Source organism: Streptomyces sp. NPDC001914, assembly GCF_042891215.1.
Lineage (GTDB): Bacteria > Actinomycetota > Actinomycetes > Streptomycetales > Streptomycetaceae > Streptomyces.
Genome location: NZ_JBIASW010000011.1, coordinates 1 through 16,722 on the forward strand (window position 1 = coordinate 1; position 16,722 = coordinate 16,722).

General features: G+C 72.5%; 11 protein-coding genes and 1 tRNA gene. 5 read left to right on the top strand and 7 right to left on the bottom strand.

Going from position 1 to position 16,722, the window contains the following annotated elements:
* Positions 1 to 21 precede the first annotated feature (21 nt).
* Positions 22 to 94 (top strand) — tRNA-Arg (locus ACFYYF_RS27955).
* Between the two features lie 184 nt (positions 95 to 278).
* Here the strand turns inward: ACFYYF_RS27955 and ACFYYF_RS27960 are convergent.
* The 5 genes from ACFYYF_RS27960 to ACFYYF_RS27980 form a co-directional block, all read right to left on the bottom strand.
* Positions 279 to 2,852, bottom strand: coding sequence for an Ig-like domain repeat protein (locus ACFYYF_RS27960; protein WP_388780359.1), 2,574 nt, complete (start codon positions 2,850 to 2,852; stop codon positions 279 to 281).
* 327 nt (positions 2,853 to 3,179) lie between these two features.
* Entirely contained in the window at positions 3,180 to 4,562 is a 1,383-nt protein-coding gene (locus tag ACFYYF_RS27965) for a hypothetical protein (RefSeq protein WP_388780360.1), read from the bottom strand.
* 163 nt (positions 4,563 to 4,725) lie between these two features.
* Positions 4,726 to 5,130: a hypothetical protein gene (locus ACFYYF_RS27970; protein WP_388780361.1), complete on the bottom strand. Its 405-nt coding sequence runs from the start codon at positions 5,128 to 5,130 to the stop codon at positions 4,726 to 4,728.
* A 366-nt stretch (positions 5,131 to 5,496) separates the two neighbouring features.
* On the bottom strand, positions 5,497 to 5,796 hold the full coding sequence (locus ACFYYF_RS27975; protein WP_388780362.1) for a hypothetical protein: 300 nt from the start codon (positions 5,794 to 5,796) through the stop codon (positions 5,497 to 5,499).
* Between the two features lie 325 nt (positions 5,797 to 6,121).
* On the bottom strand, positions 6,122 to 7,354 hold the full coding sequence (locus ACFYYF_RS27980; protein ID WP_388780363.1) for an MFS transporter: 1,233 nt from the start codon (positions 7,352 to 7,354) through the stop codon (positions 6,122 to 6,124).
* Positions 7,355 to 7,444: 90 nt separating this feature from the next.
* On the opposite strand from ACFYYF_RS27980, the gene ACFYYF_RS27985 reads away from it, so the two are divergent.
* The 4 genes from ACFYYF_RS27985 to ACFYYF_RS28000 all read left to right on the top strand — a co-directional run bounded on the left by ACFYYF_RS27985 (position 7,445) and on the right by ACFYYF_RS28000 (position 11,407).
* Positions 7,445 to 8,491: a transcriptional regulator gene (locus tag ACFYYF_RS27985; RefSeq protein ID WP_388780364.1), complete on the top strand. Its 1,047-nt coding sequence runs from the start codon at positions 7,445 to 7,447 to the stop codon at positions 8,489 to 8,491.
* 9 nt (positions 8,492 to 8,500) lie between these two features.
* Positions 8,501 to 9,007 (top strand): glutathione peroxidase, encoded by a 507-nt coding sequence (locus ACFYYF_RS27990; protein ID WP_388780365.1) that lies wholly within the window; start codon positions 8,501 to 8,503, stop codon positions 9,005 to 9,007.
* A gap of 71 nt (positions 9,008 to 9,078) precedes the next feature.
* The gene (locus ACFYYF_RS27995; protein WP_388780366.1) at positions 9,079 to 9,945 is read left to right on the top strand and encodes a MerR family transcriptional regulator; all 867 of its coding nucleotides are present in this window, start codon (positions 9,079 to 9,081) and stop codon (positions 9,943 to 9,945) included.
* Between the two features lie 526 nt (positions 9,946 to 10,471).
* A complete protein-coding gene (locus ACFYYF_RS28000; RefSeq protein ID WP_388780367.1) occupies positions 10,472 to 11,407 on the top strand; it encodes an alpha/beta fold hydrolase in 936 nt (311 codons plus the stop codon).
* A 103-nt stretch (positions 11,408 to 11,510) separates the two neighbouring features.
* Here the strand turns inward: ACFYYF_RS28000 and ACFYYF_RS28005 are convergent, their stop codons facing one another.
* Together ACFYYF_RS28005 and ACFYYF_RS28010 are read right to left on the bottom strand one after the other, a co-directional pair.
* On the bottom strand, positions 11,511 to 13,631 hold the full coding sequence (locus tag ACFYYF_RS28005) for an MFS transporter (protein WP_388780368.1): 2,121 nt from the start codon (positions 13,629 to 13,631) through the stop codon (positions 11,511 to 11,513).
* Positions 13,632 to 13,834: 203 nt separating this feature from the next.
* The gene (locus ACFYYF_RS28010; RefSeq protein ID WP_388780369.1) at positions 13,835 to 16,432 is read right to left on the bottom strand and encodes a D-alanyl-D-alanine carboxypeptidase; all 2,598 of its coding nucleotides are present in this window, start codon (positions 16,430 to 16,432) and stop codon (positions 13,835 to 13,837) included.
* Positions 16,433 to 16,722: the final 290 nt, after the last annotated feature.

Genomic DNA, 16,722 nt, shown 5'->3' on the forward strand with positions numbered 1-16,722 from the left:
CGGATCGCACACGATCCGCACGCCTTCGTAGCTCAGGGGATAGAGCACCGCTCTCCTAAAGCGGGTGTCGCAGGTTCGAATCCTGCCGGGGGCACCGACAGAAGGGCCAGCTCAGGAGGGGTTTCCTCCCGGGCTGGCCCTTTGTCGTGATCGCGGCCGTGGCACGCCCGTCGCCCGGAAAGGCCCCGGACCGATCGCGGTCCGGGGCCTGGGGTGTCCGGGTCCTGTTCGCCGGCAGTGCCGGCCTCTCGGGAGTTCCGGCCGGCCCGGGACGTGGGTCAGTTGGTGAAGTAGATGTACTTCCAGGCGCTGTAGGTGGTGGAGTTGACGGTGTCGCCGGAGGTGTCGTTGATGTAGGCCGAGCGGACGCGGACGCGGAGGCCCGCCTCGTCGGAGGCACCGAGGTCGATGACGCTCTTGCCGTTGGAGGCGAGGTCGTAGAACTCCTCGAAGCCGCGGTGCCACGCGCCCTGGTAGTAGACGTCGACGTCCAGCCGGTGGCTGCGGCCCGGGTAGTAGCTCATCGTCGTGGTGAAGAGCGGGCCGGTGTTCTTGCGGTACCAGTAGTACGTCGAGGAGTTCGCGCTGATCTTGCCCGTCTTGTAGTACTTCGTCAGCGAGGTGGAGACGTTCACCTTGGCGTACGCGGTGACCTTGACCGACTTCGGGGCGGTGCGGGCGTCACCGGCGAAGACCGCGGTGATCGTGGTGTCCCGCTTCATGTCCACCACGGCGGAGACGTTTCCGCTGGAGTTGACGGTCGCCTTCTTCACCAGGACGTCGGGTTTGTCCGAGCCGAAGGGGTTGGCCCAGATCTCCACCGTGCGGTTCTTGTAGGTGGTGCCCAGGTGCGCCGTGAAGGTGACGTCCTTGTCGTACGAGTACACCGTGCCGTTGTTGTTCAGGCTCAGCGTGGTGGCGGTCCGCGAGACGGCCACCGTGTCCGAGCCGGACGCCGGGGCGTGGGTGGCGTCGCCCGCGTAGGAGACCGTGTACTTCACGTCGCCGCCGGCGGGCGGGGTGTCGGTGAGGGAGAAGGTGCCGTCCGTCTTGGTCTTCACCGAGGTGAGGGCCTTGCCGGAGGGGGACTCCAGGTCCGTGCGCTTGACCGTGAGCACCGTGCCGGCCGGCAGCGCCTCGGCGTTGGCGGCCTTGCCGGTGACGGTCAGCGACTTGGCGCGGGTGGCCGTGGCGGGCGCGCTCACCGTCACCGTCGTGGTGCTGCGGGAGACGGCCACGGTGTCCGAGCCGGACGCCGGGGCGTGGCCGGTGTCGCCCGCGTACGAGACCGTGTACTTCACGTCGCCGCCGACGGGCGGGGTGTCGGTGAAGGAGAACGTGCCGTCCTCGGCGGTCGTCACCGGGTCCAGCGTCTTGCCCGACGGCGACTGCGCATCCGTACGGGTCACCGTCAGCGACGTCCCCGCCGGCAACGGATCACCACCACTCACCTTCCCGCCGACCGTCAGCGACTTACCGGGAACGACCGACGAAGGCGCGCTCACCGTCACCGTCGTGGTGCTGCGGGACACGGTCACCGTCTGGGTGCCGGACGCCGGGGCGTGGCCCGTGTCGCCCGCGTAGGAGACCGTGTACTTCGCATCGCCCTCGGCCGACGGAGTGTCCGTGAAGGAGAACGTGCCGTCCTCGGCCGTCGTCACCGGGGCCAGCGTCTTGCCCGACGGCGACTGCGCATCCGTACGGGTCACCGTCAGCGACGTCCCCGCCGGCAACGGATCACCACCACTCACCTTCCCGCTGACTGTCAACGACTTACCGGGAACGGCCGACGAAGGCGCGCTCACCGTCACGGTGGTGGCGGCCTTGGAGGGCGCGTTCAGGGTGTTGAGGCGGTACGTGCTGCCGTTGGCGGTGACGGCGAAGAGGTGGTTGCCGTCCGGTTCCCAGGCCAGGCCGTCCGGAACCAGGGTGCCGGTTTCGGCGAACTCGTACGTGCGGAGCGGGTCGGTCGTGCCGGGCTTGAAGACGTAGACGTCCGCCTCGTACGAGCCGTCGATGCCCGCGGCGACGGTGCCGTCCGCGGCGATGTCGACGGCGTTCGGGTAGGCGTCGGTCGGGTAGCTGCCGACCTCCTTCAGGTCCGCGGTGGACAGCACCTGGTGCTTGTAGGGCCAGCCGCTGGCCGTGACGACCTGGCTGCCGTCGGGGGTCACCGCGAGATCGCGCAGGTTGCTGCCGCCCTGTCCCTGCGCGATCAGCTTGGGCGCGCCGGCGCCGGAGACGTCATAGGTCGCCACGGCGGCGGGGCTGAGGCCCGACTCGGCGGCGGCCAGCACACCCGGCGCGGCCGGGTTGGTGTTCAGCAGGGGCGCGTAGTACCAGCGGCTGGCGCTGTCCTGGGCCACGGCGAGGACGGGGTCCGGGCCCGAGAGGTCGAGGGAGCCGATGTCTCCGTGGGTCGGGGTGCCGTAGCCGAACCACAGCTTCCCGCCGGTGCGGGCGAGGCTCTTCGGGGCGTCGGCGGTGCCGGTCGAGTAGCGGGCGGACTCGGTGAGGCCCGCCGTGTCGATGGCCGCGATCTCGTCGCTGCCGGCGACGGCCACGTACAGCGTCTGCGAGTCGGCGGAGAGTTCGAGGCCGGTCGCCGCGGACAGCGAGCCGAACGTCCCGACGACGTCGCCGTCGTAGTCGGTGGCGACGACCTTGTCGCCCTCCGGGTCGCTGACGAAAACGTGCTGGTGAACGCTGTCCACCACGACGTCGGCGACGGAGGCGACGGGCAGGACGACGTTGCCGTCGGCGTGTGCGGCCGTGGACCCGAGGCCCGTCAGCGCCGCGGAGCTGAAGAGGACGGCGAGGGCCGTCGCGGTGGAGATTCTGCGGTTGCGCAAGGTGGTTCGAACCCCATGAGCCGTGGGAGGCCGCGCGTCACCGGAGGTCGGAAGGCACCGGGCGCGGCATGTTCCGGCTGCCTATGACATGTGTGTGACAACGAAGCCGTCGCAATGGTTGTGCGCGGGAAGGAGAGATTCCGGGATTCCGGGATTCCGAGACCTCTCCCGCGGCGGTGTCCGGGCCGGGACCGCGGCCGGTGCGTGCGTCCGGTCGGCGCGGCCCCGGTGGCGTCGGCGTCCGGTCGGCGCGGCCCCGCTGGCGTCAGCGTCGGGTCGCCCCGGCCCCGCTGACGTCGGCGTCCGGTCGGCGCGGCCCCGGTGGCGTCAGCGTCGGGTCGCGCGGCGGCGGACCAGGAGCACCGTGCCCGCTCCGACGGCGAGGGCCGCGCCTGCCGCGGCCGTCAGCGGCAGCGTCGTACCGGAGCCGGTGCTCGCCAGGCCGCCACCCGTGGTCGCGGCGCCCGGGGTACCCGTGGAACCGGCCGTCGCGGGGCCGCCGGTACCGGATCCGTCCGTGGAGCCGGAGCCGCCGGTGGAGGACGTCGAGCCGGACGTCGAACCGGAACCGCCCGCGGAGCCGGCTCCCCCGGCCGAGCCGCCGCCCGTGGAACCGGTGCCGCCCGTCGACCCGCCGCCCGTGGAACCGGTGCCGCCCGTCGAGCCGTCGCCGTCGGCATGGGCGTCGAGAAGGATCGCGGCCGTGTCGTTCTTCTTGTTCCTGTCGAACGGGCGATCCTTCGCCTCGAGAGCAACCGAACCCTTGGCCCCGGGCACCGTCTTGTCGACGCGCACGGTGAAGGTGTAGGTGTCCGTGGTGTTCTCGTTGACGAAGTAGTAGTCGTGGGGAACGCAGCTGTAGCTGCCGGAGCCGGTCTGCTTGCAGAAGCGGGCTGTCCTGGTCACCGTCGTTCCGGCGGGCATCTGCACCAGGATGCTGGTCGCTGGGCCGTCCCCGTTCACCCAGGCCGGTCCCGCGTTGGTGAAGCCCACCTCCAGCGTGACCGACTTCCCGGCGCGGCCCGTCTGCCGTGCCGCCACCTGGAAGTCGGCCGTGTTCACCGCCGCCACCGGCACGGTGGCCCGGTCGGCCTGGAAATACTCGTCCTCCGAGGACGGCCGGTGGCCGTCGCCGACCGGAGTGTCCGGGGGCAGCTGGACCAGCTTCACCGCGGGTCCGGTCCCGGGCACGTAGTCGTCGGCGCTGCCGTCCTCACGGGGGTCGTAGTTGCCGACCATCACATGGGCGTGCTCGTACAGGGCGGGGGCGAGAACGTCCAGGGACAGCGTCTTCTCGGGTGCGTAGACGGCACCCGCCTCCACCGTCTGGTCGAACTCGCAGATCACGCCGGACTCCCCCGGGAGCCCGTCCTCGTCGCCGGGGACCGCCGGGGCGCCGGGGGACTCCCGGCGGGGGCGTTCACAGTTGGAGGGCAGCTCCTGGTGCGTCAGTCCACGGCTGAAGTCGTAGCTCAGCCAGACCTTCGCGATGGGCTTGGAGCCCTTGTTCGCGAAGGTGCCCGGCAGCTCGAAGCTGTCGCCGGGCCTCACGCCGTCGACCGGGCTCTGCGGGCCCAGGACCAGACCGGGCCGGGTGCCGTCGGCAGAGGCGGGCGCCGCGGCCAGGGCCAGGGAGGCCAGGGCGGCGGCGGCCAGCACGGCGGCGGTCCCGCTCAGCGGGCGGACGCGGCCGGCAACGGTTCGGAGCATGAGCCATCCCTTGCGGTGAAGCGGCGAGAACGAAGAGGCGAACGGCGGGGGAACGGAAGTTCCGCCGCGTCAGACACCCCTCGGCACCGGACGGTTGTACGGCGTCGATGCCAAAGGGAGGTCGCCCTTCCGCCGCGACCCGCAAGGGCCGGGCGTCTTCGTCCTACTTCTTCACGGGGTCCAGGCAGAGGACGAACTTCTCGGCGTCCCACTCCTGCGCGAGGGCGGCCTCGCCGACCTTGCACGCGTTGACGTCGAAGGTGTCCTCGACGACCTTGAGCACCTTGTAGTTGGCGTCCTTGTCGTCGCAACCCTTCGTCTCCACGTCGGGGTTGTTCTCGGAGCCGGTGACCCGGACGCAGTCGCCGACCTCGGCATGCACCGGGGAGTCGAAGACGTAGCCGATGCCGAGCTTCACGACCACCGCGACGACGATCAGGACGACGACGCCGAGGAACTTCTTCACCTTGCTCTGCTTGGCGGGCGCCTCGGGCGCCGGCGCGGGAGCCCCCGGAGCCTGGGGGAACTGCGGGTCTTGCGGGGCGGCGGGGGGCGTCGGAGCGCTCATGTGTGGTCTTCCCGGATCTTGCAGGGTCATCGAACGCGCGTACGCTACACGAACCGTAAGAATGAGATAAGCGGGGGCTGTGAGGCAGCTCGGCGGCCGGATCGGGGCCTTCGCGGCCCATCGCGGCCCATCGGGACCTTCGCGGCCGGATCGGGGCCTTCGCCGGGGCATGGCACAGAGGGCCGGCCCGGGAGAGGTCTCTCCCGGGCCGGCCCTCTGTGCTCCGTCGGTGCTCCGCCGGTGTTCCGCGCCGCCGCTTCCGGCAGTCCGGCAGCGTCACGGCGACCGCCTACGACCTGCCTCCAGGGCGCTGTACGGCTCTACCGGTGGGTGTCGCGGGCCGGAGTCCCGCCGGCCGGACAGGCCTCAGGCGGCACCGGTGATGCCGGGGGCGATGTAGCGGCGGTGGAGCGGGTTGAAGGACGTGTCGGGGGCGCCGGTCATGCCGGCCTTCTGGATCGCGGGGGCGAGACGTTCGGCGAAGAAGGCCTCGAACGCCTCCTGGGACTCCCAGACGTCGGTGACGTGCAGGCCCTGGGCGTCGAACCAGGCCACGTGCATCTGACCGCCCGCCCCCGGAACCTCCTCCCACTGCACCGCGTCCCGCACGGTGTCGTACTGCTCCGGCGTGGCGTCCGCCCAGTGCATCGACATCACGATTGCCATGTCCGGCCCCTTGCTGCTCGTAGTGGTGACGCCGTTCCCGGACCAGCAGACACCCGCCCGCCGCCGCTCACATCTCCACAGCGGCCAAAGGCGTCCCTGCCGGTACCGGGCACCGAGATCGTTCCACCCGCCGGGCCGCGCCGGACAGAGCGTGCGGAGGCACACCGGCGCCCGCGGACACCCTCGTACGCTCGCCACCGGGCCCGCGCTCCGCAGGCTTCGCGACGGTACGACGACCGACGGTACGGCGGCTCAACAGGCCTCCCCCTCGGCGGGATCGGCGGTGGCCCTCGCCGTACAACCAGTCGCGGTAACCAGTCGCGTTTCAGGGAGAGTTCACTTCCGCCGGCCGGTCCCTCGGCGTGGACGATTCCGGGCCTCGGCCCTTCGGGAGCGCGGTGCGGTGACGGAGCAGTGCGGGGGTCAGGGCCAGTGTCACGGCGACCGAGGCGGCGGCCATCACCGTCATCGCCTGTGCGGGCGAGGTGAGTTGGGCGATCCCGCCTGCCAGTGCCGCGCTCACGCCCTGCAGGGTGAGCATGCCCGCCGTGTGGAGCCCGAGGGCGTGACCGCTGAGTTCGTCGGGGATGAGCGCCACCAGCCGTTCCTGCTGGATCAGGCTCGCGCCGAAGCCGATCGAGGCGAGGGCGACGAGGGCGGCCGCCACGGCCACGCCCGGGCGCAGCGCGAAGAAGAGGTACGGCGTCGCGAGGAGCAGCAGGACGGGGATGCCCAGGCGGGCGCGGACGCGGGGCGGCAGCAGCCGTCCGGTCGTCAAGTCGCCGGCGAACATGCCGAGGGCGGCGAAGGCGAACAGCGCTCCGGCCCGGTCCGGCGCGTACGACACGTACAGCGATTCGCAGCCGACGATCAGGCCGTTCGGCACCCAGAGCAGGAGATAGAGGGTGCGCCGCTCGGGTGAGGAGAAGAGGCGGGCGTTGGCGCGCCAGGTCCGGGCGACGGACGGACGGCCCTTCGCGCGCGGCGCCCGGGCGGTCAGGCCGAGCCGGGCGGTCAGGGCGGCCGCCAGGTACAGCCCGGCCGCCAGGAGGAGCGTGACGCGCGGGGACAGCAGGGCCACCAGGACGCCACCGGTGGCGTATCCGGTGATCTGGGCGATCCCGCTCATCATGTTGAACACCGAACGCCCCAGCAGATAGCCCTCCTTGGCGAGGATCTCGGTCAGCAGGCCCCACAGGACCCCGCCGCCGAAGGACTGGATCAGCCCGAGGAGCAGGAGGAGGGCGAAGACCGTCCAGACCGGCAGACCGGGGACGGCCATCACCGCCGTGCCGAGCCCGAAGAGGAGCGCGATGCCCGCCACCGTCGCGCGCGGCGGCAGCCGGTCGGCGGCCGAGAGCAGGGTGGCCGCGCCGACCATCTGGGCGAGCGAGGGCCCGAACATGCTCAGCGCGCTGAGCAGGGGCGAGCCGGTGGCCCGGTACACGAGGGTGCCGAGGGCCAGACCGCTCACCGTCGAGGCGGCGGTCCGGAAGCAGGAGGAGACGAAGAGCGGGGTGAACTCCCGCGTGCGGAAGAGCTCGGAGTAGCTGCGCATCCGCGGAGTCTGCGGCGGCGACCGGGTGGTCGATATTGTTTCGCGCGGGTGCGAAACGTCAGGGGCCGGACGGGACGGGGAGGGAAGGACATGGGCTGGTGGCAGGTGAACGCCGACACTCTCGCCGGGAGCCGCTTCGTGCTGTCGCCGCTCGCCGAGACGTTCGCCTCCCTGAAGCTGCTGCACTCGCGGACCGCCACGCACCCCGGGGAACGCGCCTGGCTGGACGCCCATCTGCCGGCGTACCTCGCACGGCTGGCCGCCGACCCCGTCACCGCGCTGCTCGTGCGCTGCGGGCTCGGACAGGCGTGGATCGCCGACTTCCTCACCCCGACCCCGTACGGCGACGAGACCTTCGAGGCCGAGGTCGCCCGGGTGCGGGACGTCTCGCCGCGTGACGCCCGCGCCCATCTGGTCCGCTCGGTGGGCGGCCCGCTGCCCGCCGCTCTCGCGGACCGCGACGACCTGCCCGAGCGGGCCGCCGCGCTGCTCACCGCCGTGTGGGAGGAGTCCGTACGCCCCGACTGGGAGCGGCGGCGGCGCGTCCTGGAGGCCGACGTGGTGGCGCGGACCGCGCGGCTGGGCCAGGGCGGCTGGGCGGCGGCACTGGACGGGCTGCGGCCCGGGACGCGCTGGCTCGGGGACAACCGGCTCCAGGTCAACCTCCACGAGTACCCGCCGCGGGAGATCTCCGGCGCCCAGCTCGTCTTCGTCCCCGTCACACCGAAGGCCGGCTGGGTCTCCTGGGAGGGGCACGACCGCTACGCCCTGGTCTACCCGTGCTCGGGCGCCCTGACCGACGTGGGCGCGGCGGTGGTGCCGGAGAGTCTGGGGGCGCTGCTCGGGGCGGCGCGGGCCGGAGTCCTGGCCCGCCTCGACTCGCCCCTGTCCACCAGCCAGCTCGTCGCCGTGACGGGGCAGGGGCTGGGGTCGGTCGGCCGCCATCTGCGGGTCCTGCTGGACGCGCGGCTCGTGCGGCGGCGGCGGGCCGGACGGTCGGTGCTGTACTCGCGCACGGCCGCCGGTGAGGTGCTCGTCACAGCGCAGGGCCAGGACCTGCCCGGGACAGGGGAATTGCCGGACGGGCCCCGGGAGCCGGCCGGCGGAACCGACGGGGCCGCCACCTACCGGAGTTAGCATCCGCTTATGACTACTGACAACACCGGTACCTCCGTGCTCGACATCGAGATCGGGTCCCTCCAGGGGGGCTCCGCCGACCTGTCCCAGTACGCGGGCAAGGCCGTCCTCATCGTGAACGTGGCCTCCAAGTGCGGGCTGACCCCGCAGTACGCCGGTCTTGAGCGGCTGCAGGAGCGCTTCGCCGGCCAGGGCTTCACCGTCCTCGGCGTGCCCTGCAACCAGTTCCTCGGCCAGGAGCCCGGCAGCTCCGAGGAGATCGCCGAGTTCTGCTCCGCGACCTACGGCGTGACCTTCCCGATGACCGAGAAGGTCGAGGTGAACGGTGACGCGCGGCACGGGCTGTACGAGCGTCTGGTGGGCACCGCCGACGCCGAGGGGCACTCCGGCGACATCCGCTGGAACTTCGAGAAGTTCCTGATCGGCCGGGACGGCACGGTCGTCGGCCGCTTCTCGCCGCAGACCGAGCCGGAGGCGGCCGAGCTGGTCTCCGCGGTCGAGAAGGCCATCGGCTGAACCCTGTACCGCTGTTGACCTTGCCCCTGGGGCAAGGGGGAGCGTCCCTGTCACCGGGCGGAAGGCGCCCGGTGACGGAGGATGACAGGGTGGACAAGGACCTGCTCACCATCGGCGCGTTCGCCTCGCGGGCGCGGCTCTCGGCGAAGGCTCTGCGGCTGTACGACCGGCTGGGGCTGCTGACCCCGGCGTACGTCGACGAGGTCAGCGGCTACCGCTACTACCGGGCCGCGCAGACCGAACGGGCCCGGCTCGTCGCGCTCCTGCGCCAGCTGGACATGCCGCTGGCGCGGATCGCGGACGTGGTGGAGGCACACGGCACGGAAGCCGCCTCGCTGCTCGCCGCGTACTGGGACGGTGCCGAGGCCCGGTTCGCCTCGCAGCGGGCGCTCGCCGACTACCTCCGTGGACGTCTTTCCGGGAGGAGTTCCGAGATGTACGAGAAGTTCGTCGTCGAGACCACCGAGGTGCCCGAGCAGGTCGTACTGACCGAGAAGCGGCACGTCCTGGCGCCCGAGCTGCCGGTGTGGATCCCCGGCTCGCTGGGGCGGCTGGAGGAGGGCGCCGGGGAGGCCGGGGGCGTCACCGGGCCGCCGTTCGTCGTGTACCACGCGGAGGTCGGCGTGGAGAGCGACGGTCCGGCGGAGACGTGCGTTCCGGTCGCCGACGCGGCCGCGGCACGGGCGTGGGCCGAGCGGCAGGGCCGGGCCACCGGGGCCGAGGTCCGCGTCGAGCCGGCCCGCCGCATCGCGTTCGTCCGCATCAGCAAGGCGCAGGTCGCCCACCCGCAGATCCTGGCCGCCTTCGAGGCGGTCGAGAGCTGGGTCGGCGAACGGGGACTGACCGTCGACGGCCCGTGCCGGGAGATCTACTTCGCCGACTGGGACGCGGCGGGCCCGGAGGACCCGGTCTGCGACGTGGCGTTTCCGGTGAGGTGACGTGGACTGGCCGGACCTGGACTGGCCGGACCTGACCTACCGGGCATGGCCTGGCCTGCACTGACTCGGCCTGGCCGGGCCTGGCCTGCAACGACTTGGCCGGACCCGGCCGGGTCCGGACCGGGCGTGGCCGGCCCGGGCGTGGCCGGACCGGTCCGTCTCACGGCCGCCCGGGAGGGCCGAGCCGGGCCTGACCGGGCCTTGCCTGACCTGGCCCGACCGGACCGAAACGGGGCAAGCCGAGCCGGGCCGGGCCGCCTGACGGCCAGTGGCGCCGCCCGGCCGACGGCATCGCACGACCGGCGGCATCCCACGGCCGGCGGCTTCGCACGGGCCGGCGGCATCGCCCGGCGGTTGAAGTGGCCCGGTGTGAAACGCCGGTGGGCGTGGCGTGGCTGTCGTGCCGCGCCACGCCCACCTTCGTGCGGTGCAGCGCCCACCTTCGTGTGACATTGCGGGCACCGCACCCGGGAGCCGTGTACGAGTGGTGAGTTTCGGTGGTCTCGTCCCCTCTCGGGAGTTCGCTGTGCCTTCTGTCGCTTCCTCGGTCCCTGTCGTCGCCCCCGTGCCGGGAGGCGGGACGTCCACGGAAGTGGCGGAGTACCGGCTCTCGTGGGAGGGCTACGGATACACCGCACGGGTCGCCCGGCACGGCTCCCCCGTCACCGAGCCGCTGCTCGTGCTCGGCGGGTCGGACCAGACGCGCCACTCGTGGATGCGGCACGAGCGGTGGCTCGGGGAACTCGGGACCGTCGTCACGGTGGATCTGCCCGGGTTCGGGGACGCGGACTTCCTCCCCGCCGAGCACGGGATCGACTTCCTGGCCGAGTGCGCGGGGCACATGCTGCGCGGGCTCGGGCTCGGCCCGGTGAACCTGTTCGCGGGGTGCTACGGCGCGGCGGTCGGGCTCCGGCTCGCCCAGCGGTATCCCGAGCTGCTGCGCCGGGTCGCCGTGCAGGGGATGTCGGACCACATTCCGCGCTGGTTCGCCGAGGCGCTCGTCGGCTGGGTCCGGCTCCTGGAGCAGGGCCGCGTCGAGGAGACCGCCGAGGAGTTCGTACGGTGCTTCGTGCCGCCGCCCGGCGACCGCACCGTACGCAAGCACGCCGCGCTGACCCGGCTGATGTACCAGCAGTTCGCCGCGCAGAGCCCGCGCGACGTCGCCGTGACGGTCGAGCGGAACCGGCGGCTGCTGGCCCACGAGTGGTACCGGCGCGCGCCCGTCCCCGCCGTCCCCTATCTGGTGTTCACCGGCGAGCACGACACGCTGACCACCCCCGACATGGTCCGCTCGGTGGCGGCGGACCTGCCGGGCGCGTGCTTCACCACGATCGCGGAGAGCGGCCATCTGGCCCATCTCCAGCGGCCCGAGGACGTCTGCGATCTGCTCGTCCGCTTCTTCCGCGACGGACGGCCCGAGGAGGCCGGCCTGTCGTACTGCGGGCCGTTCGAGCGGTGCTAGTGCCGGGCGTCCCGACGGGGCGCGCGTCGCCTGTCGCGGCACCGGGGCCCGGAACCTGTCCGGCGGATCGAGCCGGACGGGCCCCGGTGCGGTCGCGGAGGGCTCAGCGCAGTTCCTCCGGGCACGGGGTTCCGCGGGGGAGCTGGTACGGCGCCGCGAGCCGGTAGGTGCCCGGCTTCGGGGCGAGCAGTTCCGTCCACGTGTCGCCCGCCGCGGTCTCCTCCGTCGGCGTCAGACAGCCGTTGAGATTCCTGTACGTCTTCGGGGTGCCGTCCGCGCGGCGCTTCGACGCCTGCGTCTCCTGGGGTGCCTTCAGGCTCTTGCCGTCCTCGTCCACGATGCTCAGCCACGGCGAGTACGGGATGCGGATGAGGATGCGGCCCGCCTTCTTCACCTCGATGGTCATCTCGCCCTGCTCGGCCAGGTCGACCTCGGCGTGCGGCTCGGCCAGCGGGGTGGGGTCGGTGACGGTGAAGAGCTGCCAGTTGGCGTCGCCCCAGATCTGCTTCAGATAGGGCATGCCCCGCTGGACGAGTTCGCGTTCGCGCTGGCCGCCGTCGCCGTCCGGTTCGCCCTTGGGCAGCACGACGTAGTGGATGGCCCAGCGCTGGAGCCACTCGTGGTAGTTCGCGGAGTTGAGCGTGTCGTCGTAGAAGAGCGGGTTGCGCTCCATGTCGGCCTGACGGTTCCAGCCGCGGGCGAGGTTCACGTAGGGGGCGAGGGCGGAGGCCTCGCGGTGCGAGCGGGCCGGGACCACCTCGACGCGGCCCTTCTCGGCGTCCACGAGCTGGAGCTGGTTGACGAGCGGCGCCAGCTCGCGCGCCCAGGACGCCGCCGGGGTCGTGTGCACGATGTCGTCGACCGTCTTGAAGCCGATCCAGACGGTGAACGCGGTGAGGGCGAGGACGGCGGTGTACCACTTCCGTGTCTTCGGCACGGTGAAGGGCAGCGCGGCGACCAGCGCGACTCCCGCGAACAGCATCGCCAGGCGCGTGATGTTCGAGCCGATCTGCGAGCTGATCAGCCAGACGAGGAGCACCGCGAGGCCGTACACCGCCGCCGTGATCCGTACCGTCGTCCACTCCTTGGGCACGACGTACCAGACCGAGGCGGCGCACGCGAACGGCAGGATGACCGAGAAGAACGTCATGGGCTGGGTGCCCGAGAAGGGGAACAGCAGGGCCGAGAGCCCGACGACGACCGTCGGGGCGATGCCGAGGGCGTAGGCACCCGGTCGGCGCTTCTGGAGGAACATGGCCGCGGCCAGCAGGCCCATGAACAGTCCGGCGACCGGTGAGGCGGCCGTCGCGAGCGCGGCCAGCGGCGCCGCGCACAGGGCCTTCGCCCAGCGCTTGTAGCGCCAGCGGTGGGGCCAGCAGAAGACGACGGCGACCGCGGCGAGCGAGAACGCCGTGCCGAGGCCGTACGTCACCCGGCCGGAGATCGCGTTGCAGACCAGCGCGAAGATGCCCGCGAGCGAGGTGGCGATCGGGTTCCGGACGACCCGGCTGCGCACGAGGATCAGCGTCAGCAGGCCGGCCGAGAGCGTTCCGGCGATCATCATCGTCGTACGGACGCCGAGCACCGACATCAGATACGGCGACACCACGCTGTACGAGACCGGGTGCATCCCGCCGTACCAGGCGAGGTTGTACGCCGAGTCCGGGTGCCGGCCGACGAACTCCGCCCACGCGTCCTGCGCCGCGAGATCGCCGCCACTGTTCGCGAACGTGAAGAACCACACGATGTGGAGCACGCCGGCGAAGGCCGTGAGGATCAGGACGGGGTAGCGGCGGAGGAGGCCGAGCGGCGCGAAACCGGCCGAGGCGACCGGCTCGGACTCCGCGGATTCGGCCCCCGCGGATTCGGACCCGGCGGATTCGGACCCGGCGGATTCGGACCCTTCGGGCCGGGACCCGGCGGGCTCACCGTCCCGTTGCCCGGCGGGCTCACCGTCCGGTTTCCCGGCGGGCTTTCCGGAGATCTTTCCGGCGGACGCGGACCCGGACCCGGCGGGCCTCCCGGCGACGCCGTCGCCCGCGCCCGCGTCCGTGTCCGTGCCCGAGTGCGCCTCAGGGCCCGCGTCCGGCGCTGTGCGCGTCCCGGCGCCCGCGTCCGTGACTACGTCCCGGACGGCTTCCCGGATGCCGGCGTGCGGTATTCGCGGGCCCGTTCCCCGGCCCGCGTCGGCGTCGTCGGCGTGTGTCGGCTCCGCTGTCGCCACTGCAAGGTTCTCCCGCTGTCCCGTTGGTCCGTTCTGGGCCGGGACCCGCGGCTCGCGAGCAGCCCCGATTAGCGCGACGCTAGCACGCACTCCGCCGGACGGCCCCCGAGTGGGGCACCGTCCGACGGAGTGCGGTGCGGGTGCTGCTCCCCGCGGTACGTCACCGATGCGTGCGCGCGTACGCCATCGGTGCGCGTGTTCGCTCAGCCGACCCGGGTCACCTTCGCGCCGAAGCCGGGCTCGGCCAGGTCCGACTTGAGCGCGACGGGAATCCGTACGGCCTCGCTGGAACCGTCGCCGACCCGCAGCTCGCCGACGACCGTGCCGGCCTTGCCGGTGTGCGGCACGGCGGACTTGCCCTCGCCGATGCTCAGCTTCGTCTTCAGTCCGGGCCAGCCGATCGCCGTCATGTTCTTGGTGGCGACGACCGGGGTACGGCCGCCGAGCTGGTCGTCCACGTAGCCGACGACCTGACCCTTCTTCACCACCGTGGCGGTGACCAGGCTCTGCTGGACCTTGTCGATCAGCTTCTGGCTGTTCGCGAGCGCCAGCTGGAGGCTGTCCCAGACCTTGCCGGTGCCGGCGTTCTGGTTCATGACCGCGCCGTAGATCGTCTGGGTCTTGCCGTCCACCACCTTGGTCGCGGCCCACACCAGGTTGCCGCCCGCGGGCGTCGACGAACCGGTCTTCAGACCGATCACGCCGACCTGCTTCACCAGCAGATCGTTGTTGTTGTAGATCGTGTTGGCCAGCCCCGGGACGTCCGCCTTGGCCATGCCGACGATGCTGCGGAACACGTCGTTCTTCATGACCTCCTTGGCCAGCTTGATCTGGTCGGTGGCCGTGCTGACCGTCGTCTTCTGCAGACCGCTCGGGTCCGTGTACGTCGTGTTCGTCATGCCGAGGTCCTTGGCCGCGGCGTTCATCTTGGTGACGAAGCTCTTGGCGTCGGAGTCCCAGCGGGCCAGCAGGCGCGCCACGTTGTTGCCCGAGGGGATCATCAGCATCTGGAGCATCTGGCGCTCGGTGAACTGCTGGCCCTTGGACAGCGCCGCCGTCGACTCGTCGGGCAGCTTCGACTCGTCCTCGGCCTGCTGGTCGACGGTGATCTTCTCGCCGTCCTCGTTCCCCTTCAGCGGGTGCTCCTGAAGGATCACGTACGCCGTCATGATCTTGGCGACGCTCGCCGTGGGCGCGGGGGTCTGCTTGCCGTCGGTGCCGAGGCTGCCGACGCCGTCCACCTCGATCGCGGACTGTCCCTGACCGGGCCAGGGCAGGTCGAGGGTGCCGCCGCCGAAGGTGTACGTGCTGTCGGCGCTGAGCGTGAGGGTCGGGGCCGGCAGCGGGCGGAAGGCCTGCGCGACTGCAAAGATCACCACGAGCAGCAGGACCAGCGGCGTCCAGATCTTGACCCGCCGCACGAGGGTGCGGACCGGGGTCTGCGGCGGCGGCGGAGTGTTCGTCAGCTCGGCGAGCAGGTCCAGCGGGGGCTTCGGCGGAAGCGGGAGCTGGGTGGTGCGCTCCGGGCCGACCTGCGGAATGGCCGTGGTGGCCGCCGCGGGCCCGTCGACCGGCTTCGGGGTGACGCCGGGCGCGGCGGTCCGCCCGGGCTTCGCGGAGGGCGCGGGCGCGGGCTTCGGGCGCGCCGGAGGGGGGAAGTCGTCGAGGCGGTTGAGCGGCACGAACTTGCTGGTGCGCGCGGCGGTGCCGGCGGGCTTGGCGTCGGGCTCGGCGGTGGGCCGTTCGGCGGCCTTGTCGGAAGCCTTGTCGGCGGACTTGCCCGCGGGCTCGTCCGCGGGGGCGTCCGTCGGCCCGTCGGCGGGCTTCCTCGTGGCGCCGCCCAGCTTGAGCATGGTGGTGGGCTGGTCCACGGCCGGGCGCCGGGGGGTCTTGAAGACGGCGGTGGGCTGGTCGACGGGCGGCTCGGCGGCGGAGCCCTTGCCGGCCTCCGCGTCGTGGTCCTCGTCGGCCCGCGTGTCCGAGGGTTCGTCCCGCGCCGCGTCCGGGATCGCGTCGGCCGGGGCGTCCGAGGGCCCGTCGGAGGAGTCCCCGTCGCCGTCGTGCCGGCCCTCGGGCGCCGCGTCGCGCTTGTCCTCGGGCTCGGTGTCGCGCTTGTCCTCGGGCTCGTCCCCGGCGGCGGAGGCGGGCTCGTCCTCCTCGTCCGCGGGAGTCTCGTCCGAGGCGGCCTCCGGCGCGGCTTCAGGCTTCCGGCCGGACTCGGGCTCCTCGTCGGCGGCGATATCGATGTCGGCGGCGTCGGCGGCCGGTTCGGTGGCCTCCTCGTCCGTGCCGGACGCCGCGTCGGACGCGGCGGGCGTGCCGGACGTACCGGCCGCCTCGGACGTGCTCCCGGCCGTCGCGGAGTCCGCGGGCCGGCCCGGCTCCTCGGCGAGCTCCGCCTCGGCGGCGTCGGCGTCCACGGCGTCCGTGCCCGCGCCGGTCTCGTCGGCGTCGGAGGCCGCCGTGTCGTCCACGGTGTCGTCCGCGGCGTCGTCGCCGCCTGCGGGCCCGTCGTCGTCCGCGGAGCCGGAGCCGCCCTCGGAGCCGGTCGTGTCCGCCGGAGCGGACTCGTCCGCCCCGGAGACCCACGCGGCCACCGCCGCGCGCAGCCGGGTGTCGCCCTCGGCGTTCTTGTCACCGGCCGCGCCCTCGCCGTCGGCGGACTCGGAGACACGCTCCGGCTCCGCCGTACGGGAAGCGTCCGCCGTACGGGCGCTCTCACCCGAGAACGCCTTCGTGGAGAACACCGCCGTCGCCTGATCCACCCGTACCGTGGCGGCCCTCTCGCGGGCCATCGCCATCCGGGGATCGGCCGGAGCCGAGCTCTGGGCCGATGCCGACGCCTGAGCGCCCGACCGCGCCGGACCCGGAACCGCCGCCGGGGTCGCCGGCGTCGCTTCTGCCGACGACGCCGACGACTCGTGCTGCTTCGACCTGTCGGGGGACTCGCCCGCCACCGATGCCTCCTCCATGCGGCGCGCGCCCTCCGCGCGCCGAAACCGAACCGTCAAACCGTTGAACCGCCGCCCGGACACCGCTGCCCGAACCCTGTACCAGTGTCCTGTGCGAGGGCTCGACCCCTTGCGGTAGA

Excerpts from the sequence above, each read along its gene's own strand:
- ACFYYF_RS27965 (WP_388780360.1), bottom strand. The coding sequence starts at position 4,562 with ATGCTCCGAACCGTTGCCGGCCGCGTCCGCCCGCTGAGCGGGACCGCC.
- ACFYYF_RS27990 (WP_388780365.1), top strand. The coding sequence starts at position 8,501 with ATGACTACTGACAACACCGGTACCTCCGTGCTCGACATCGAGATCGGG.
- ACFYYF_RS27985 (WP_388780364.1), top strand. The coding sequence starts at position 7,445 with ATGGGCTGGTGGCAGGTGAACGCCGACACTCTCGCCGGGAGCCGCTTC.
- ACFYYF_RS28010 (WP_388780369.1), bottom strand. The coding sequence starts at position 16,432 with ATGGCGATGGCCCGCGAGAGGGCCGCCACGGTACGGGTGGATCAGGCG.
- ACFYYF_RS27975 (WP_388780362.1), bottom strand. The coding sequence starts at position 5,796 with ATGGCAATCGTGATGTCGATGCACTGGGCGGACGCCACGCCGGAGCAG.
- ACFYYF_RS27980 (WP_388780363.1), bottom strand. The coding sequence starts at position 7,354 with ATGCGCAGCTACTCCGAGCTCTTCCGCACGCGGGAGTTCACCCCGCTC.
- ACFYYF_RS27970 (WP_388780361.1), bottom strand. The coding sequence starts at position 5,130 with ATGAGCGCTCCGACGCCCCCCGCCGCCCCGCAAGACCCGCAGTTCCCC.